Here is a 17646-nt window from a genome sequence, read left to right on the forward strand (position 1 = left end):
GAAACCGCAGGCGAAGACCAAGCACGCCTGCGGTGAGCGGACTTCACCGAGCAGGGCGCCGGATGACCAGGCGGATCAGGCGGATCAGGCAGACCACTAGGGCCTGTCGCTTGGATCAGGCCGCAGACGCGGGGCCTGGCAGGCGCATCTGCGGCGCTGAGGAGATGTGGTCGACTCCCCGCGACCTGATCCGAACCTCAGCCCTCAGCGGGCCGCAGCGCGACCACCGCCTCCTTCATCGCTGCCGTCCGTGTAGCGTGGCCAGATGGCGATGGCGATCAGCACGGCCGCCCATATCCCCAGCGGCGTAACCGGCCAGTAGTAGGTCAGTTCTCCCTTCTGCGCACAGCGTGCGCCCCAGACCCCGGACATGATCACCGCCCCACCGAACCAGTAGCGCCATTCGGCCAGCCACTCCCTGAGGTCTTTGCGGTCCTGCTCCGAGCGGGTCGGTGCCGGTTCGGGTAAGTCGGCCGTCAGCGCGGCGAGTTCACCGGCCGTACGCGCCCGCAGGGCGCACCTGGAACGGATCTCGTGCTCGTGCTGATCGAGTCGTCCCTCGGCCAGCGCCGCCGCCAGCACACCGAGCGCCTCGTCGCGGTCGCGGTCCGAGACCCGCACGGCGGGCACGGCAGGCTCACGTCGGTCATCCACCGCTGTCTCCATTCGACTCCGTGCAGCACTTCACCTGACGGGAGGTTAGAATACGACTGTATCTCAAAGATGGGAGCGCGACCGATGCCCAAGACCGTCGACAGGGAGGAACAGCGCCGCCGGATCGGTGCGGCCCTGCTCCAGTTGGTCGCCGAACGCGGCCTCGACGAGGTCAGCGTGCGCACCGTGGCCGTCGCAACGGGCCGCTCCCCCGGCGCCGTTCAGAAGTACTTCCGCACGAAGGACGAGATGCTCACGTTCGCCGCCGAGCTGGCCGGTGAGCGCATCGAGCGCCGGATGGCCGAGGTGAACACCGCATTGCCGCTGCGTCAGGCGCTGCGTGACCTGATCCTCACCACGCTCCCGGTGGACGCCGAGCGACGCGCAGAGGCCACCGCCCAACTCGCCTTCGCCGTGCACGCGGCACACCACCCCCGGCTCGCCGCGATCCGGCAGCAGGTCGACCGAGACATCCGTCAGGCGCTGGCCAACTGGCTGGAGTCGGCCGGGCACCAAGCTCACGCGTCGGTCGTCGCTGATGCCGTCATCGCACTGTCCGACGGCCTGGCACTGCGCATGCTGTACGCCCCCCAGGAGCGCGAGCACCTGCTCACAGTCCTCGACCATGCGCTGGACGGCCTGATTCCCGGCCATGGGGCGGTTCGGCATCTCCGCGAGTAGGCCGGGGAGTCCGGTGCAAGCCGGAGCGGCCATCGATCCGCACGCAGGGGCGCGCGGCGCGTCCACCTCAGCTGGGGGCCTTCGTCGGCTCATCGGGCGGACCACAGGAAGATGCCGACGACGCGGAGTCCGGCAAGGGTGGCGGCGCGCCCGCCGGCTGAATGGTCGCCGCCTTCTCCTAGCGGGTGGCGATGCCGTGCACTGCCTGAGGCGGTTGATGCACCGCGCAATGGTGTTGCGCTGCTTGTACGTCGCGCGGTCGAAGGCTGGTCGCCGGCTGCCCCGGCTGCCCCGCCGCAGCCGGTGCCACGCTGATCTGCCGGGACCGGATCACCGCCCGTAGGCCGCCGGCGCAGGTGCTTGCGGTCGCGCGTGAGGCCCTTTGGTGGTCAGCTCCCCGCGAGACCGACGGCGTGGTCCTCCGGTTCGGCGGCCGGGGCCCTTCTTACGGGGCCCCGACCACGTGCTGGTGAGCATCAGGCGCCCCGACGGGCAGCCGCTCAAGGCGCCCCACCAGTGGGACGCTGAACCGGCCGCCCCAGTCGGCTATTGCTCACCGGCACCGCCAGGCCACGTGACGTCGCGCGGTCATCGCGCCAGCTTGGACCTAGCGGGCGCTCAGGAAAGCGTCCAGCTCCCTTTCGAGGGCGACCTTCGGCTTCGCGCCGACGATGGTCTGGACGACCTCGCCGCCTTGGTAGACGTTCATGAGCGGGATCGACATGACGCCGTACTTGGCAGCGGTCGCCGGGTTCTGGTCGATGTTGAGCTTGACGATGTCGATCTTGTCGCCGTGTTCGTCCGCGATGGCTTCCAGCGATGGGGCTACCTGACGGCACGGACCGCACCATTCAGCCCAGAAGTCGACCAGTACGGGCTTGTCGCTCTTGAGGACGTCTTCTTCGAAGGAAGCATCGGTCACGGTCTTCAGGGCCACGAGGGACTCCTCTTCATCAGTTCGAGCCAAACGACAGTGGAACCACAGCCCTGTTGGGAGGGCGACGGGCAGCGGACGGGCAGCGCCCAGCATCCACAGCCACACGCGGCAAGGACGCTGCGCCTGGATCCCAGTGTGGCCGACTGCTTCACCGCGCCGCTGCCGCCTCACCGGCTCTGCCCGGAATCGGCAGGTGGCGCCTGCTCGCAGACGACGCGCTTCGCAGGTGCGCTTATGCCGGCAGCTCTGTTGGCATGACCTGGCTGATACGTGAACGCGGCGCCGACGTAACCGAGATCGGCCATGGATCCTCCTCCCGATCACCCCTCCATCCAGCTCGTCGACCTGCTGGCCGACGCGGCCGCGGCAGTGGCCGCCCGCCACCCTGGGAACTGCTCCCCGCCGCTCAGAGCTTGTGTAGCGTCCGTGCGCATGGACTGTGAACTGATAGAAGGAGAACCCGGGTTTGGGCGCCTGATCGCCGAGGTCGAGGAGACCGGCGAGCGCGTCCGGCTCACCGAGGACGGCGAGCCGTCGGGAGTGCTGCTGGCGGCGGCCGAGCTAACGGCACTGGAGTACTGGGTCGCACGTCACAACAAGGACGCGCGGCCGCAGGACGAGGAAGCACCCGAGTACCCGCCGGGCCGACTGCGTACGGGCCATACATCGGCTACAGCCATCCGCACGGCGGGATGACTCTGACTCGGGGTCCAGTGGTCGTGGCCGAGCTGCGTGACGTCGAAACGGTGGCGTGGCTGGAAGAACAGGCGATGTACGGACGTCAGGGGTACATGGGGCCGAAGCAGTCGGTCGCGTTCGCAGAGTTCCTCGCCCGTCAGAAGCCGGTGGGCGACGAGCGCTGAATGGCCAACCCATTGGGTGTCGCTCACCCGCGAGTGGTAACGCGGGGGACGTGCGGCCCGCTGAGCGCTCGGCGCGGGCGCGGCCGGCGGTGATCCGCCCGAGTGTCTCGGTGAGAGCGATCAGGACTTCGGTGACTTGGACCCCCTGCCCGAGCTGCCTCCCGTGTTCTTTGCCCGCAACGAGCATGGCGGTCAGCGAACACCGGGTCCCGTACCCGCAGCACGGCCGCCAGGGCCATCCGTTCCCGGAAACGCCACGGAGGCGATACAGGACGAGCACCTTTGGGGCGGGCCCGCACCGTGCACAGCTCGGCCGATGCGCACCGGTCGCCACAGCCGGCCTGGGCAAGCCGGGCGCCCCGTAGGCTTCCGACGCGCTGGGAAACTCGGTCTGCGAGGCGGGTCCGAAGAAGCCCTCTGCGAAGGGTGGGAGTTCGGCGCCCTGGTTCGACAGCCGCCTACGGGCCGCCTCCCGACAGATCGTGGAGATCGCATGCCCCTCGAAGGACCGCGCTACCTGCTCGTACGGGCCCGATCCGAGCCCTCACCCCTGTACGCGCCGCACGGGGCCGGGACGTACGAAGACATCGGGAACTTCACCGTCAACGTGCCGCTGGACGACTCCGTCCTGGGCCTGCCGGAGGACCTGACACACACGCTCCGCTCATGGTCGCTGTCGCACCCGCCGAGCGGATTCGCCCCCGGTCCGGACCTGCGGAAGCAGGTCGAGCAGGGCCTGCTGGCGGCTCAGCGACTGGCCGGGCACCTGGGGCCGTCGTGGGCGGTGCGGTACTGGGACGAGCTCCGCCGTACGTCGAAGTGGGTCTGCTGGGCCTGCGATTGCCTCCACTGGGAGCGCGACAGCCACGGCAACCCTCCGCACCCGGTGGACCTCACCGTCGAGGGCGAGTTCCAGTTCGGCCCGCTGCGCTCCGAAGGATTTGGGGACTTCTTCCCCGATGATCCAGCCGCCGCCCTGAACCTGTCCGACGGCCTCGTCGCCGCCCTGTACGGATGGGCGGACCAGATCGACACCACCCTGAACCTGGACATCCGCGACAGGGTGGAAGGCAAGTACGACGAGACCTGGCAACGGCTGTTTCACGAGGGCAGAGACCTGGCCAAGCAGGTCGCCCTCGAACTCGGTCCCGCCCGGACGGTGACCTATAAGGGCCTGGCGAACGGCGGCCTGGCCGCGGTGACGCACGTGGCGTGGCGAGGGGACCGGGAATGGCCGGCGTGAGCCGCGCGCCGTGGTGCGGCGGGGGCTGACGTTCGGCGTAGGGGCGGGGCGATCCCGGCGGGCGCCCGCGCCCCGCTGTGGGGAACCATCGAGGCGGTGCGGCTCGGGCGGTCCGGGCGGCAGCACCCTCGAAGGCCCTGTTCCTGGCCGCGCCGGCCGTGCTGGGTTCCCCTGACCCCGGGCGTCCTGGTCGGTGCGGCCTCGGACTCGGACTCGGACTCGGACTCGGACGACAGCATGACGGCGAAGAAGCGGCGGCCCTGGTCCGCCGCAGCCGCGCCGTCTCCTTCGCCATGCCCGCGTCCGCTGCCCCCTACCCAGGGCAGCCCGCCCCGGCAGGAGGTGACGCCGGCGTTCTCTCGACCTGCTCAACCCCAGCTCAGGTGGACGGAGCAGGGCCGTTTCTGATCGCTGCGAGCTCCGATCCGCCCCGCCGCAGCAATGACGCGGCGGGCAGCTCCAGGGGCCGCGATGCCATGGACATACGGCGCGCAGGCCCTGAATTTGCCCTCTGGGAGGGGCCCTGTGCCACAGTGGGACGTCCGGTCGGCCGGAGCGCGCCATGTGCGCAGCCGCTGCCGGGCCCCATATTCCAGACGGATGGTTCGAGTCGCGCGCGTGCGCGCGTCCGGCCGCCGCCCTCCCCTTACGTCCCCCTTCAGAGAGCGATGCAGGCAACGACTCTTGCCCCCAGGGCCGCAGACATGTTCCACCAGAACCTGGAGTTCCGGGCTGGTTCCGCCCTGCTGCGTTTCGGCGCGGCGCGGCAGCGAACGGCCGACCGGATCAGTTGGTCCGGTGATGGTGCCGCCGCCTGGCTCGACGACGCCCGCGGCCATGTGTGGAGTGTCGGCGAGCCCGAGTCAGCGGCCGGCCTGGTTCTGCGTGCCGCCCATGGGCTGCCGGGCCGGGTGCGGGAGTTCACAGGTCCCCGAGGCACCGACGTGCTGGCCGGCCGCCATCTGCCGGTGACCGATGCCGTCGAGTGGGTCTTCCGCTGGACTCTGGAGGAACCGGCGCTCCAACGGTCCGAGGAGCGGGTGACCGAGCTGGACGAGAGCCGGCACGAAGAGCTGCGAGCCTTTCTCAACACTCACAGTCCGGGGCACTCGACCGGTCCCGGTTCCGCCGCCGTCAGCGTGTGGGCCGGGATCCGCGACGCCGACGGTCACCTGGTGGCCTGCGGCGCCCTGAGCAGCCTGCGGGACAGCGGCGCACCGCTGATGGCATCCGTGGCAACGGATGCCCGCATGCGCGGCCAGGGGCTCGGTGCGGCGCTGACCTCGTGGCTGACCCGGTACGCCGTTCGCCGGTACGGGTTCTGCACGCTGTGGCAGCTCGCCGAGAACGCCCCGGCCGAACGGCTCTACACCCGACTCGGATACCGCAACGAGGACCCCTGCGTGGCCGCGCGAATCGGCACGCACTGACACTCCTCAGCGGTGCAAGCGTAGGAGCTCCGGCGGAGATCGACGAAGGCTGGCGGGGGCGGACGCAACGCCGTGGGAACCCTGGGCGGGTGCCCTATCGGTCGAAGGGGATGACCGTTCGGTACTTGCCGCCGGCCGTCTGCTGGGGCGGCTCCTCGGCACGCTGGACGGTGACGTGATCGAGTTTGTTGTCGGCGAGGAGGCGGGTCAACTCCACGTGCGCGGTCCGCCACACGCGCTCCGGGTCAGCGCCGGTGGTCGGTAGCAGGCGTACGCGCAGTGTCGACGGGGCGGTCTGCTCGACCTGGAACAGCTCGACCCCAGGAGTGCGGTCGAAGAGGGTGCCGAAGGCCAGGGGGGCGAGCTGTACGGGGTCGCCGCAGTGGGCGGGGAAGGTGAGAATGTCGCCGGAGCGCCCTTGCACGCGAACCGCCGGCAGCGGGTTGCCGCACGGGCACGGGTCGGGCCGGAGCAGGACGCTGTCGCCGAGGTCGTAGCGCAGGAACGGCTGCACGCGGTTGGCGAGGTTGCTTATCAGCACGGTGTGCGAGAACTGGCCCGGCGGGGTGGGCCGGTGGTCGGCGTCGACCGGTTCGAGCACGGCCCAGTCGCTGTTGACGTGGTACCAGCCGTGAGTGCAACTGTGGCTGAGGTAGGTGCACTCGGTCGCGCCGTACATCGCGCGGACGGTGGTGCGGAAGGCGCGGGCAATCCTGTCGGTGTCGTCCGTGGTCATCGTCTCGCCGGCCGGCTGGATCAGCACCGGGTCGACACACAGGCGGCCGGCTTCCTGCTCGGCGGTGAGCAGCATGATCGTGCTGGCGTAGCCGATCACGAAGGCCGGGCGGTAGTCGTTGAGCTCGGCCACCAGCTGCGGCATCGGTGTGTGCACCGGGAACGCCCTCAGCAGCTTGCTGCGCCACCCGCCCACTCGGAGCGTACGGGAGTACGCGGCGAAGCCGACGTAATGCCCGCCGGTGGCCACGAGTTGGGCGAAGCGTCCGCCCTGAACGGCTGCCCGGAGGAGGCCGGCAGGGCCCAGAACCGAGGCGAGCGCGCGGGAGGTGAGCGCGGCGCCCACGTCCATGTACCGGTCGTCGAGGACGAAGAGGCCCCGTCGGCCGCTGGTTCCCGAGGTGGTGGCCACCATGTGCTTGCCCAGGAACCGCTGTCCGATCCGGTCGGGGTCGTCGCTGAAGGCGCGCACTTTCTCGTATGTGATGGCGCGGTCCGTCACCCAGTCGTCGAAGTTCCCCATCAGTCTCTTCTTGTCGGTTACCGGCAGCAGCGCCGGGTCCTCCACCCGCTCGGGCAGGCCGCGGTAGAGACTGCGGTAGTACGGGGAGCTGGCCCGGGCATGGGCGACCATGTCGGCCAACCGGTCGCGCTGCCGCCGCGTGACGGCGGGTATGCCCTCCTTGCGGGCCCTGCGGACGTCCCGTCCAAGCCACGCCATGCTCTCGGTCATCGTGGGGTCCTCCTTCGGGTTACGGGGGCGGTCGACAGCCCGACCTGTCCCAGGACGGCGAGGAAATAGGCCTTGACCTCTTCCGCGCCGGTGGTGTCGGGGCGTGCGGCGAGGTGTTGCAGGGCCGCGCCACCGAGCAGTTGCTGAAGGATTTCCGGGTCGCTGTCCGGGGGGAGCTGCCCGGCCGCGCGAGCCCGCTCCAAGGTGGTGCGTACCGCAAGGCTGCGGTGGGTGCCGTGAGCCTTCTGATAGGCGTGCAGCAGTTCGGGGAGGTCGTCGACCGTGCCGTAGAGGCGGCGGATCAGCTTGCGTGCGCGGGGCTTGCCGAGGTGGTCGGCCCAGGCCGTGACCATGCTGTCGATGTCCGGCCAGTCCATCGAGCTGGGAGCCACGTCCCGGTACTCCCACTCGACCGCACGCACCAACAGGTCGGTCAGGGCCGGGAAGCGCCGGTAGACGGTGGCGCGGGTGACTCCGGCGCGGCGCGCCACCTGCTCGATGCTCGCCGATCCCACGCCTCCCTCGATGAGCAGATCGAGCGCCGCCGCGAGGATCGCCTCGTCCGCCTCCCGACTACGCGGCCGGCCGGGAGTCCTCGTGGACGGGGCGGAGACGGCGAGGGCGTGCCCTTCGGGATCCTTGTCAGGCTTCACGGTTAAATACAATACAGCACAGCTCTGTATTGTATTGAGTAATCGCCTCGTGCCCTCACAAGCGCCGGTGTCAGCGCCCCCCAACGTCCAGTGCGCGCGCATCGACATCAACACCACCGCTGCCGCCACTCTCGACGGCGATCAGCCGTTGGCCGGGGTCGACACCCAACCAGTTCGCCGTCGAGTACCGCGCCCCGGCAAGTGTCGATCGGCCCGCTAGGAGCGCGGCCGGGTCGGAGGGCCGCGCGCGGGAACGGGACCCTTCGGGTGAAGTCCTCGTACGGGCCGACCGGAAGGCTGGCCCCGGTAGCGGTCCCGGTGGCGGTCCCGGTGGCGGACAACGCCCGTCCCCCAGGTCATTCCCGGTGGGCAAGTCGCCCGCAGGTAGCGCCACCTCTCCCCCACGCCAGAGCCAGGGGAAGAGGGCGGCAACGTCAACTCGGAGGCTGCCGTTCCTACCCGCTGACGCTTGCCGGGGGCGGGGTCCAGCGGCTTGCGGCCGGCACGGTGCTGCTGACTCCGAAGTCCTTCTTGAGCTGTTCGGGAATGGCGTAGTGCATGACGCGGCCGCGAGTCAGGGAGCTGAGTTCGAAGAGGGTGGTGAAGTGGCCGAGTCGATCGAGCGCCCACGCTCCGAAGGGAGATCTGTCCTCGATCATTTCGAAGATGTTGAGCAGGGCGGGAGCGGCTTTGACAGCGGTGTCCCAGGGGGTGCGGGGCACTTGGAGCCAGTCGGCGCAGGTGTCGCCGACGAGGTAGCGGATGAGAGCGCCGACGACGGGGTCGAACAAGGTGCCGGGGACGACTTCTTCGTAGAGATCGATGAGCTGACGCGTGAGCAGAGCACCTTCCTCACTGGGGCCCATGTGGCGGGTCATGTACAGGTCGGAGAACTCGCGGGCGGCTTGGAGGTCCTTGGGCACATGGTTCTGGTCGATGCCGAGCATGGCGCCGACGACCCGCCAGGCGTAGTAGTACGCCTCGGCGCCTTCGGTGCTCATGTGAATGCCGAGGCGGTGCAGGGCGTCCAGGACCTGGATGGAGAACATCATCTGCCCGCCGATCATGTCCTCCTGGCAGATCGGTGTACCCAGACCGGCGGTGTCCCATTGGTTTTCGCGTGTGAGGTGGTGGCGGATGGAGGCGTGCAGCAGGCGGACCTTCTGGGCGGCGGGGATGAAGCGGCCGCCGGCCTCGAACGCGTCGGGCTGCATGAGGTAGACGGTGAACTGCCCGGTCTCCGCCATCCGTTTGGACGGGTACTTCAACGCATGGGTGGCCGACAGCAGCTTCGCGATGTGCGGCACGACATAGCAGGCGGGCATGGAGGCGAAGGACAAGGCGGTGGAGATGTGCACGTTGTTGTCGATGAAGAACAGGCGGGCCCTCTCCATCTCGTCCCAGTCCACCCAGGCAGGGGGCGCGCTGGTCTCGTGCAAGTACTCCCGGGCCACTTCCGGCAGGCCTTCGGGCAGTTCCTGGCCGACGGTGGAGACGTAACGCATGAGGGTGTTGAATTTGCCCACCTCCCCGCGCTCGAACAGGGTTGCCACGGTGGCGTCGGCCAGCTCGTCGCCGGCCGGTCGCAGCGCGTTCATGAATGCTTGGGTGTAGGCCATCGGTGTCGCTCCCAGGATGCGGCGGTCAGTGCTGGCGGGCGGTGGCGGACGTCGCCAGGCCGGACAGGGCACCGCGTGCTTCGGCGGTCAGGTCGGCGTCCGCCAGAGCCTCGTGTGCTTCACGCAGCCGGGCGGTGATCATGTCTTCGACTCGGGCGACGGCTCCGGTGCGGCGAGCGATCGTCCGTACGCGTTCCACCTGCTGCTCGCTCGGGTTTCCGTGTCCCAGCAAGTGGCGCAGTTCGCGGCGCTCTTCCGGGGCGGCGGACTGCAGGGTGTAGGCCATCAACGCGGTAGGGCGGTTGCCGGCCAGGTCGTCGGCCGGGTTCTTATCGGTGCGTGCCGGGTCACCGAACAAGCCCAGCAGGTCGTCGCGCAGTTGAAATGCCTCGCCAAGCGGCAGGCCATAGCCGCTGTATGCCTCAAGCAACCTCGGTGGGGCGCCGGCCAGGAGCGCGCCGATGTGCAGGGGATGTTCGACGGTGTACTTGGCTGTCTTGTAGCGGATCACCTTCACCGAGGTCTCCGGGTTCGGCTCGGCGCCGGTGCGCATGATCTCCAGGCACTCCCCCGCCACCAGTTCGCGAGCCAGCACCCCCCACAGGGGCCGGGCCCTGCTCAGGTAAGCGCTGGGTAGGCCGCATGTGGCGAACAGCTGGCCGGCAAGCGATACCAGCAGATCACCCGTCAGCATGGCCAGAGCCCGGGCACCGGCCTTGGGCCGCGCGTGGCGGGTGAGCACGCCGCGCAAGGCGATGTGCGCGGTGGGCCGGCCGTGTCGGGTTCGGCTTCGGTCGATCAGGTCGTCATGGAGGACGGCGGCTGCGTGCACCAGCTCGATCGCACTGGCGGCGCGTACCAGCGACTCACTGTCGGGCTGGCCCGTCCCACGCCAGCCCCAGTAACAAAACGCCGCCCGGAACCGTTTGCCCTGCTCCGTCGCCACACGTAACTGATCAGCGACCGGCGCCAGCGAAGCATCAATGTCCTCGATCGCCTGCGCTTCGGCCGTAACGAACTCGTCGAGAACTTCATCGATGCGGCTTTTCAGTACGGCGTGCATATCCAGTTCAGCCACCGCTGCTCTCCGTCTGGCCACGAGCGGCGACAGTGCGGGCAAGCACCTCCATGTGAGCCGGCGGCGCAGCCGTATACCGGTCCAGGACCAGACGGCCACGCGCCTTGGTCTCCTCCTGACCCTCAGTCAGCAGATCCCCGAGATCGGCTCGGCGCAGTAGGCCGCTTACTCCGCTCAGCGCACTGCTCAGCCCCGATACGGCCAGATCGGCAAGGCCGGCCACCAGAGCCACAGCGTCCCCGGTCACGCCCGGTCCACGGCCGTCATGATGTGTCACAGCGTCTCCCCCAGCATGGCAAGTCCGCTGAGACTTCCGGCCAGTTGGCACAGAACAGCTCAGGCGGCGTTCAGCGAAATCCGATTCGAGTGTGACCGCCGAGCCACAGCAACGCGACCCTTTTGCCCTATCGAGTGATCTTTCTATAAAGATCCCGATATTCGGTACTGAGCTGAGAACATGCAGCGTCGTAAGGGAGGGAGGGAGCGGCTGGGCAGGCCACCAGGCTCGTTCAGATTGCTCACTGCGTCGTTTGCCCCGGCGATCGCATCCGCCGGCGCCCTCTCCGCAGCAAGCCGCCTGCGCAACGTCGCGCTGCGCTCCGACTACATCGGTCCCCCGGTCGCGTCGACTACGAGACATGCAGCTGATGCCGCGTACGCGACCGGATGCCGCCTCTCACATGGCGGGCGAGAGTCGGACGTCACGAGCGATCAGACCGAAGCCTCGCCGCTCAGCGAAGGCACAGCGCACGGACGGAGGACCATGAGCGAGTCCTCCAAGGTCGCCACCATGGCAAAGGGGAACCGGTCGAGCTCGAGACAGAGTGCGACGTCATCAGGATGGGCCCCTTGACGCACCCCCTCCGTCAGCTCAGCGGCGGCGCGTGACTCGGCGGCGCGGCGGAGGAACTCAGCTGCATCCACCCCAGCCTCGGTGACCCTCCGAGCGATGTACTGAGCACATGCCAGATCTTCATCGGCCTGCCCGTTCTCGCCAGTTACCACGAACGTGACACTGTCACTCTTGCGCGTCCGCAAGAGCCGAGCCGTTGCCTCCGCCACCACGAAGCCGGCGCACAGCACCAGCGGCGCATCCTTGACCGCAAGGGCACCGACCGTCCCTGCCGTGGTTTTCTGCACAACGGTCCGTCCACCAAGGTCAATGGACCGCAGCAGCCCCGGCGAATTGACGGCGTCGAACCCGGGCGCGGCCGGACCATCTTTGAGCGCTACCCACTCCGGGTGGCGAGTCTTGAGCGCCAGGGCGTCGCCCAGCGACTCAGCAAGGACGATCTTTTCCGCCCCCTGGGCAAAGGCCCAGGCAGCCACGGTGTAAGCGCGCATGACGTCGACCACGACGGCCACCGACGGGACTTCGGCCAGCTCGGCGATGCCAAGGAAACGAGCGTCCATCGGGTCATGATCGCGCATGCCCGACCCGAGGCGCCCGGAGAGTAATGCGCATCACATCGGCGGTCTCGGAGTGCAACCCCTCTGGCTGCCTGCGTCGCGAAATCGGTCCGCAGTAAGCCTGCTTAATCGCCACACCGGTCACCCTCATACGACCTCAGTGGGCACAAGGCACACTGCAGTCACCTCCTCGGCGACGCCTGCGTCTCCGCCAACGTGATCACGCCCCCCACGACCGGGCGCCAAAAGCATGCGCTACGTCCAGCGCTGCGACCGCCTCGGCCTCGCCGCCGCCCATACCGCCACCGAAACACTCGCCCCTCCCCCGGGCGGGCCCCTCGCACTCCCGTCGCGGTTGGCCCGCCGGATGCGACCTTTCGAGATCGTGACATCACCCCGAGAAACGCCGAAGCGGTACCGGATTTCTGCTGTGCCCGCTCTGCGACCCGTACAGCGCTAGCGTCGGGTCTCATGATCGTATGGCTCAACGGCACTCACGGCGCAGGCAAGACGACGACCAGTGCACTCGTGCAGCAGCTAATCCCGGATTCACGGGTGTTCGACGCCGAGAAGGTCGGCGAGACACTCATGGACATCACGCCAGGACTGCCCCCGACGGACAATTTCCAGCACTGGCCTCCGTGGCGGCCGCTCGTCGTCGAGACGGCCCGCCGCGTACTCGACTACACCGGCGGCACTCTGGTGATGCCCATGACTGTCCTGGTCGAGCAGTACTGGCGCGAGATCAGCACGGGCCTCGCCCAACATGCGATCCCGGTACGGCATTTCGTCCTTCACGCCGACCAGGACACCCTCCGCAGGCGCATCGAGGGGGACACTGTTCTTGGCCCTTCCCCGTTCCGTCTCAAATATCTTGAGCCCTACGCCGAGGCGGCCCGCACGTGGCTACACGGCGAGGCCGAGGTCATCGACACCACGCACCTCACGCCTACCCAGGCCGCCCTGCAGATCGCAGAAGCCGTCAAGAACTGAGGCCCGCCCGCCACACCAAGACAGGCGCAGGTGCAACAGGCGCAGGTGGCAACACAGAACGACCTTCTGGCGTCAAGTGGTGGGAATGGGCTCGACCAGGGGCCCAGCTCAGCCCATCGCCGGGGTGCGTCCACCCCGAATGGGCGGTACTGCGGAAACCGGGCCCGGGGGCCGCTCCCCTTCGGGAGGTGGCGGAGCGGTCCGTCACCGTGTGTCGCGTAGCTGAAGAAGGTACGCCGCAGTCAGCGCGACAGCAGGGTCCCCGTCATGCGACAGCTCCGCGAGTGCGCTTGACGCCGTCGTCCCCGGAATGTCCGCCAGCGCCTGGGTCAGCCGCCCGCGTCCAGGCGCCTTGGTGGTGTCGTGGGCGAGGCGGTCCACGAGCTCGGTCGCGATCTGGTCCGCAGTCACGGTGTCGCTCGCCAGCACGCTCAGTGCATCGGCTGCGTCGGTGTCGTTCCTTCCCTCCACGATCATGTCGATGAGTATCGGGACCGCATCGGTCACACCACGTGTTCCGAGCGCCAAAGCCGCGTACCCGCGGACCACGACGTCCGGGTTCGTGAGGGCATCCCGCAGCTTCGCGGCAGCCTCACCACCAGGCATCTCGGCGAGTGCCTGAACGGCACGTTCCCGCACCGCGGCCACCGGTGAGCCGAGGCCCTCGGCCAGCAGTGCCAGGGCGCCGTCGCCTGATCGCGCCAGCGCCCATCGAAGGGCTCCGGCGACGTTCGGCTCCGTCTCGCTCAGTGCGGCCTCGACCAGGGCCTCCACCGGCACCGGAACCTCGTCGACCGAGGAAAGAGCCGCGCGCTGGCGCGCGCCCGCGCTGTTGGACCCAAGTGCCTGGAGGAGCGTGACCACTTGGAGGACGTCCGCCCAGCCGGTGGGGTCGGCGGCATCGATCCGGCGCAGCCGCGTGAGCAGCTCGGTCTCCGCCGCGATGCGTTCGCGTGTCTGACGGATGAGGTCGTCGACGAGCGCCGAGGGCGTGAAGCCGGGATCGTCGAGAGCGCGCCCGATCTCACGCAGCGACAGTCCCAGCGACCGCAGGCTCTCGATATGGAAGATCCGCCGGATGTCCTCCCCGGAGTACTCCCGATAGCCGGAGCCGGTACGACCCGAAGGCCGCACCAGACCGAGCGACTCGTAATGCCGGAGCATGCGGGCACTGACCCCGGACCGCCGTGCCACCTCACCGATCAACACGTCCTGTCGACCCTCCTTACGTTCTGTCGTCCCTCCTGACGGTTCTATCGTTCCTCCCGACGTTCTATTGCCCCTCCTGGCCGGACCCGCCGAGGGCCACAGCGCGTTTCGCCTCCTCGATCGCGAACTCGAATCCGGCATCCGGGTCGCGCAGCAGCCGTTGTGTGGCGAGCGCATGCGCGCGCACGAACGGGTCAGAGGCCGTCGTCCCAGCACGCAGAGCCGGCACAATCACCTCGCCCAGCGCGACCAGCGCCCGGCTGAGACTCAGCTGCGTCTCCCGCTCACCGCGCCCGAGCTGCGTCGCCAACACCGTGGCCAACGCGGACTCCTCGCCTTCCGGCACGAGTACGACCGCGGCCCGCCAGGCGCTCCGCGCCACCTCGTCGTCGGCGTCGGACAACAGCGCCCGTGTGATCGCCGGCCACGCCTGCCGGTCCCCGATCTTGGAGAGCGTGTGCAGCGCCTGGCTCCGCGCCTGCGCACGCTCCGAGCGGACCTCGCGGACCAGGTCGGGGACCGTCATGGACGTCGGGTGGCGGGTCAGCGCCCAGGTCAGCATGTCGCGGACGAGGAACTCGGGCTCGATCGCGCATCGCTCGATGAGTGTGTCGACGAAGCGCGGGTCAGGCGTCGTCCCGACCGCCAGAGCAGCCCGCAGCCGCACGGACGAACGGGCGTCCTGCAACCCCTGGAGCGCTCGTGTCACATCCTTGTCCTGTCTTGTGATCGTCATCGAGACCACCTCCTTGGCAAGCAGTGAAGGCCCTGTCACTGTGTCAAGGTCAAACAGGATGCGGCTGAGTGATCACCAGCCACCGGCCGTCGCGTGTCTTTGAGCATCGTGATGGACCAGCAGCTCCCGCTGTTCAGCGTGGCTTGTGGCGAGGGCCGGCCTCGGTGTCGGCCCCAGGCACCCAGTCCGCCGAGCCCAGGCGAAGCGCAGGGCACCCGGCTCCACGCCGCCACCTTGACGGACCCGGGAGCGGAGGGCTCAGCGCAGTCGGCGCGCGCGCAGCACCAGGTCGTCGGTGTGGTGCGCGCCGGCGCCGCCGTCGGGGGCCACGCGTGGCCGCTGCTCGTCCACCTCCACCTCCCAGTCGTCGTTGAACAGAGTGGCGACCATCGACGGCCAGACGTAGTCAGCGGGGTCGAAGTCGCTGTCGTGCGCCTCATGGGTCTCCATCCCCGCGTGGTGCACGAGCAGCAGTACGCCGCCGGGCGCGACGGCCGCGAGCAGCGCGCGCTCGGCTGCGGCGTCGGGCGTACGCAGAAGGGCTGGGTACTGCGCGGAGACCAGGTCGAATGAGGCCGCCGGGAGCCCCGCATCCGTCAGCGCGGCGTGTACCCAGCGAACGGTGAGGCCGGCGTCCCGCGCGTGCCCGGCTGCCCGCTCCAGCGCCACGCCCGAGACCTCGATCGCGGTCACGTCCCAGCCGCCGCGCGCGAGCCAGACGGCGTCGGCGCCCTCACCGCAGCCGACGTCGAGCGCCCGCCCGGGTGTGAGCCCGGCGACCTCGGCGACAAGCGCACCATTGGGCCGGCCGCTCCACAGCTGTTGTCGGTCGGCGTATCGGTTGTCCCACTCCGCCCGCAACGCGGGGTCTCCGACGTATCCGTCGGCAGGCGAGGGGGTGTGGGGCGCGGGCGATCCTGCTGTCACGTTGTCGGTCATGGGCTCACCGTCACCCATCGTGTCCCGGTCACGCCACTCTTGTTGCCGGTCCGGCAAAAGGGAGTCCCCTATACGTCCTCAAGGCAGACTGCCCGCAGCCTCTCGACCTGCGCAGTCGATCTTCGATGGCGCAAACCGCCGTCAGTCGATCTTCGGTGGTAGCGGTGACGTTCGATGGCACGGGATCCCAGGGAACGGGTGCCTGGTAGCTCTGGACGAACTGTCCCCTCCGCCGCACCCCCTCTTGACTCCGGAGGGAACTCCCTTGCGCCAGGCGCCGTTTCCCCTTGCACTCGCCTTGTATCGATCATTTGACACAAGATCCCAACCGGGGCATCTTGTACCCACCACTTGATACAAGAAGATCTGGGGGGATCTCCATATGCTCGACACCGTCCCGCTCCGGTCCCGGTTCCTCGACCACGCCGACTACTACGCCCGCTGGTCCGGTCTGGCCATCGGCATCGTGGCCGCACAGCGGTTGGTCACCATGGACAGCGGCGACATCACGATGCCCCTCGTGTTCGCCATCACCGCTTTCGGGCTGTGCGCGGTGGGCGGTGTGCTGCTCGGCGACGCCCTGACCCTGCGTCCCCAGGAAGCGGTACGCACCGCGAGTGTCGCCCCGCGCCTGGTCAGAGACCAAGTGCCGCCCCGCATGGCGCCCCTGCTTCTTCTGCAGGCTGCGTCCCTCGTCACCCTGCTGGTGATCGGCGCGGGCACGGCCTCCTCCGAGCTCGACCGGATGGGCAGAGCTGGGCATGTCATCACCGTCACCTGCGAAGGGATGCCCACACCCCTCGGCCCCTGGCCCGGCCTGTATTACAGCGGCCCGATGTTCGCCGCCCTCGCGATCGGAACCCCCGTCTGCGTCTGGGCCCTGCGCCGTATCGCCCACGGCCCGGGCGGTGACCAGCAGCGCCGCGACCGCGCCTGGGCGATCACCGGAGCCTGGGGGCTGCTGGTGTCGAGTCAGGTGCTGCTCGTCGTGCTGATGATCTTCGTCGCGCTCACGGAGAAGGAGACCTGCGCCGGCCCGTTGGGCGCCGCCACCATCGCGGTGATCTGCCCCCTGGGCCTGCTGAGCCTGTTCACCTTCGTCTGGTCCCTGGTCACCGTGGTGGCACCCCGGGCGGTCGAAGACGCGGCAGCCGACGATGGCCCTTTCGACGATGAGTGACCCCGCCGTCCGCGTCGACACCACCAGCCAGGTACCGCCGTACGAGCAGATCCGCGCCCAGCTGGCCGCGTTGATCCGCACCCGGCGGCTGGCCGAGGGCGAGCGCCTGCCGACCGTGCGCCAGCTCGCCGTCGACCTCGGTCTGGCTCCGGGCACCGTGGCTCGCGCCTACCGCGAACTGGAGGCCGCCGAGCTGATCCGCACCCGCCGCGGCGCGGGCACCCGGGTAGCGGGGCTCCCGGCCGAGCCGCACGCACACGATGCCGACCAACTCACCACGCTGGCCCGGGACTTCACCTCCGCCGCCCGTGCGCTCGGCGCCGATACCGAGGACATCCTGACCGCAGTCCGCGACGCCCTGGACCCTGGGCCCACCTCCTCGGTCGGCCACCGCCGGTAGAGGAGCGGGTGACCCCAGGACGGCCGAGGCGTCGGCGAGTCACACGCGTGGCGATCAGACGTGAGCAGCAGGCGTGGTTCGCCCATCGCCCTGCCGTGCCGCCGGGCAGGGCTCAAGCCGTGGGCACGGGGAGCTGACGCGCTACCCGCAACC

At 69.2% G+C, this 17646-nt stretch carries 19 protein-coding genes; 8 read left to right on the plus strand and 11 right to left on the minus strand.

Translation table 11 applies throughout. The annotated features are described in order from the left end of the window. Window positions 1–204: 204 nt before the first annotated feature. The gene (locus ACGFZW_RS01155; RefSeq protein WP_393890870.1) at window positions 205–654 is read right to left on the minus strand and encodes a DUF1707 domain-containing protein; all 450 of its coding nucleotides are present in this window, start codon (window positions 652–654) and stop codon (window positions 205–207) included. Window positions 655–738: 84 nt separating this feature from the next. Between ACGFZW_RS01155 and ACGFZW_RS01160 the strand changes: the two genes are divergently transcribed. Continuing rightward, a complete protein-coding gene (locus ACGFZW_RS01160) occupies window positions 739–1335 on the plus strand; it encodes a TetR/AcrR family transcriptional regulator (RefSeq protein WP_393890871.1) in 597 nt (198 codons plus the stop codon). A gap of 607 nt (window positions 1336–1942) precedes the next feature. Here the strand turns inward: ACGFZW_RS01160 and trxA are convergent. Continuing rightward, window positions 1943–2272 carry a thioredoxin gene (gene trxA, locus ACGFZW_RS01165; protein ID WP_393890872.1) on the minus strand — a complete coding sequence of 110 codons (330 nt, stop codon included), beginning with the start codon at window positions 2270–2272 and terminating at the stop codon, window positions 1943–1945. 303 nt (window positions 2273–2575) lie between these two features. On the opposite strand from trxA, the gene ACGFZW_RS01170 reads away from it, so the two are divergent. The 4 genes from ACGFZW_RS01170 to ACGFZW_RS01185 all read left to right on the plus strand — a co-directional run bounded on the left by ACGFZW_RS01170 (window position 2576) and on the right by ACGFZW_RS01185 (window position 5808). Next, entirely contained in the window at window positions 2576–2968 is a 393-nt protein-coding gene (locus tag ACGFZW_RS01170) for a hypothetical protein (protein ID WP_393890873.1), read from the plus strand. A 23-nt stretch (window positions 2969–2991) separates the two neighbouring features. Continuing rightward, window positions 2992–3135 (plus strand): hypothetical protein, encoded by a 144-nt coding sequence (locus tag ACGFZW_RS01175; RefSeq protein ID WP_393890874.1) that lies wholly within the window; start codon window positions 2992–2994, stop codon window positions 3133–3135. Window positions 3136–3628: 493 nt separating this feature from the next. After that, window positions 3629–4378 (plus strand): hypothetical protein, encoded by a 750-nt coding sequence (locus ACGFZW_RS01180; RefSeq protein ID WP_393890875.1) that lies wholly within the window; start codon window positions 3629–3631, stop codon window positions 4376–4378. 668 nt (window positions 4379–5046) lie between these two features. Continuing rightward, window positions 5047–5808 carry a GNAT family N-acetyltransferase gene (locus ACGFZW_RS01185; protein ID WP_393890876.1) on the plus strand — a complete coding sequence of 254 codons (762 nt, stop codon included), beginning with the start codon at window positions 5047–5049 and terminating at the stop codon, window positions 5806–5808. Window positions 5809–5902: 94 nt separating this feature from the next. On the opposite strand, the gene ACGFZW_RS01190 is transcribed toward ACGFZW_RS01185, so the two are convergent. The 6 genes from ACGFZW_RS01190 to ACGFZW_RS01215 all read right to left on the minus strand — a co-directional run bounded on the left by ACGFZW_RS01190 (window position 5903) and on the right by ACGFZW_RS01215 (window position 12039). Further along, window positions 5903–7276, minus strand: coding sequence for a phenylacetate--CoA ligase family protein (locus ACGFZW_RS01190; protein ID WP_393890877.1), 1374 nt, complete (start codon window positions 7274–7276; stop codon window positions 5903–5905). Beyond that, complete coding sequence (locus ACGFZW_RS01195; protein WP_393890878.1) at window positions 7273–7929, minus strand: TetR/AcrR family transcriptional regulator; 657 nt, start codon at window positions 7927–7929, stop codon at window positions 7273–7275. Before ACGFZW_RS01195 ends, ACGFZW_RS01190 begins: the two co-directional genes overlap by 4 nt. A gap of 455 nt (window positions 7930–8384) precedes the next feature. Next, window positions 8385–9548 (minus strand): oxygenase MpaB family protein, encoded by a 1164-nt coding sequence (locus tag ACGFZW_RS01200; RefSeq protein ID WP_393890879.1) that lies wholly within the window; start codon window positions 9546–9548, stop codon window positions 8385–8387. Window positions 9549–9573: 25 nt separating this feature from the next. After that, entirely contained in the window at window positions 9574–10611 is a 1038-nt protein-coding gene (locus ACGFZW_RS01205; protein ID WP_393891271.1) for a polyprenyl synthetase family protein, read from the minus strand. Between the two features lie 7 nt (window positions 10612–10618). After that, window positions 10619–10873: a polyprenyl synthetase gene (locus ACGFZW_RS01210; protein WP_393890880.1), complete on the minus strand. Its 255-nt coding sequence runs from the start codon at window positions 10871–10873 to the stop codon at window positions 10619–10621. Between the two features lie 464 nt (window positions 10874–11337). After that, entirely contained in the window at window positions 11338–12039 is a 702-nt protein-coding gene (locus tag ACGFZW_RS01215) for a 2-phosphosulfolactate phosphatase (RefSeq protein ID WP_393890881.1), read from the minus strand. 468 nt (window positions 12040–12507) lie between these two features. Here ACGFZW_RS01215 and ACGFZW_RS01220 point away from each other — a divergent pair, with 468 nt between their 5' ends. Beyond that, window positions 12508–13029, plus strand: a complete 522-nt coding sequence (locus ACGFZW_RS01220) for an AAA family ATPase (RefSeq protein ID WP_393890882.1) — start codon at window positions 12508–12510, stop codon at window positions 13027–13029. A gap of 204 nt (window positions 13030–13233) precedes the next feature. Here the strand turns inward: ACGFZW_RS01220 and ACGFZW_RS01225 are convergent, their stop codons facing one another. The 3 genes from ACGFZW_RS01225 to ACGFZW_RS01235 all read right to left on the minus strand — a co-directional run bounded on the left by ACGFZW_RS01225 (window position 13234) and on the right by ACGFZW_RS01235 (window position 15913). Then, window positions 13234–14238, minus strand: a complete 1005-nt coding sequence (locus ACGFZW_RS01225) for a MerR family transcriptional regulator (protein ID WP_393890883.1) — start codon at window positions 14236–14238, stop codon at window positions 13234–13236. Window positions 14239–14302: 64 nt separating this feature from the next. Then, window positions 14303–14974: a HEAT repeat domain-containing protein gene (locus tag ACGFZW_RS01230; protein WP_393890884.1), complete on the minus strand. Its 672-nt coding sequence runs from the start codon at window positions 14972–14974 to the stop codon at window positions 14303–14305. 258 nt (window positions 14975–15232) lie between these two features. Beyond that, window positions 15233–15913, minus strand: coding sequence for a class I SAM-dependent methyltransferase (locus ACGFZW_RS01235; protein WP_393890885.1), 681 nt, complete (start codon window positions 15911–15913; stop codon window positions 15233–15235). A gap of 382 nt (window positions 15914–16295) precedes the next feature. Here ACGFZW_RS01235 and ACGFZW_RS01240 point away from each other — a divergent pair, with 382 nt between their 5' ends. Both ACGFZW_RS01240 and ACGFZW_RS01245 read left to right on the plus strand, forming a co-directional pair. Then, window positions 16296–17093 (plus strand): hypothetical protein, encoded by a 798-nt coding sequence (locus ACGFZW_RS01240; RefSeq protein ID WP_393890886.1) that lies wholly within the window; start codon window positions 16296–16298, stop codon window positions 17091–17093. Further along, window positions 17086–17493, plus strand: coding sequence for a GntR family transcriptional regulator (locus ACGFZW_RS01245; protein ID WP_393890887.1), 408 nt, complete (start codon window positions 17086–17088; stop codon window positions 17491–17493). The genes ACGFZW_RS01240 and ACGFZW_RS01245 overlap by 8 nt, the downstream gene beginning before the upstream one ends. The last annotated feature ends 153 nt before the right edge of the window (window positions 17494–17646 follow it).

This window comes from Streptomyces sp. NPDC048248 (assembly GCF_043201875.1).
GTDB lineage: Bacteria > Actinomycetota > Actinomycetes > Streptomycetales > Streptomycetaceae > Streptomyces.

Excerpts from the sequence above, each read along its gene's own strand:
- ACGFZW_RS01200 (WP_393890879.1), bottom strand. The coding sequence starts at position 9,548 with ATGGCCTACACCCAAGCATTCATGAACGCGCTGCGACCGGCCGGCGAC.
- ACGFZW_RS01235 (WP_393890885.1), bottom strand. The coding sequence starts at position 15,913 with ATGACCGACAACGTGACAGCAGGATCGCCCGCGCCCCACACCCCCTCG.
- ACGFZW_RS01230 (WP_393890884.1), bottom strand. The coding sequence starts at position 14,974 with ATGACGATCACAAGACAGGACAAGGATGTGACACGAGCGCTCCAGGGG.
- ACGFZW_RS01215 (WP_393890881.1), bottom strand. The coding sequence starts at position 12,039 with ATGGACGCTCGTTTCCTTGGCATCGCCGAGCTGGCCGAAGTCCCGTCG.
- ACGFZW_RS01190 (WP_393890877.1), bottom strand. The coding sequence starts at position 7,276 with ATGACCGAGAGCATGGCGTGGCTTGGACGGGACGTCCGCAGGGCCCGC.
- ACGFZW_RS01240 (WP_393890886.1), top strand. The coding sequence starts at position 16,296 with ATGCTCGACACCGTCCCGCTCCGGTCCCGGTTCCTCGACCACGCCGAC.
- ACGFZW_RS01205 (WP_393891271.1), bottom strand. The coding sequence starts at position 10,611 with ATGCACGCCGTACTGAAAAGCCGCATCGATGAAGTTCTCGACGAGTTC.
- ACGFZW_RS01160 (WP_393890871.1), top strand. The coding sequence starts at position 739 with ATGCCCAAGACCGTCGACAGGGAGGAACAGCGCCGCCGGATCGGTGCG.
- ACGFZW_RS01180 (WP_393890875.1), top strand. The coding sequence starts at position 3,629 with ATGCCCCTCGAAGGACCGCGCTACCTGCTCGTACGGGCCCGATCCGAG.
- ACGFZW_RS01185 (WP_393890876.1), top strand. The coding sequence starts at position 5,047 with ATGCAGGCAACGACTCTTGCCCCCAGGGCCGCAGACATGTTCCACCAG.
- ACGFZW_RS01170 (WP_393890873.1), top strand. The coding sequence starts at position 2,576 with ATGGATCCTCCTCCCGATCACCCCTCCATCCAGCTCGTCGACCTGCTG.
- ACGFZW_RS01245 (WP_393890887.1), top strand. The coding sequence starts at position 17,086 with ATGAGTGACCCCGCCGTCCGCGTCGACACCACCAGCCAGGTACCGCCG.
- ACGFZW_RS01220 (WP_393890882.1), top strand. The coding sequence starts at position 12,508 with ATGATCGTATGGCTCAACGGCACTCACGGCGCAGGCAAGACGACGACC.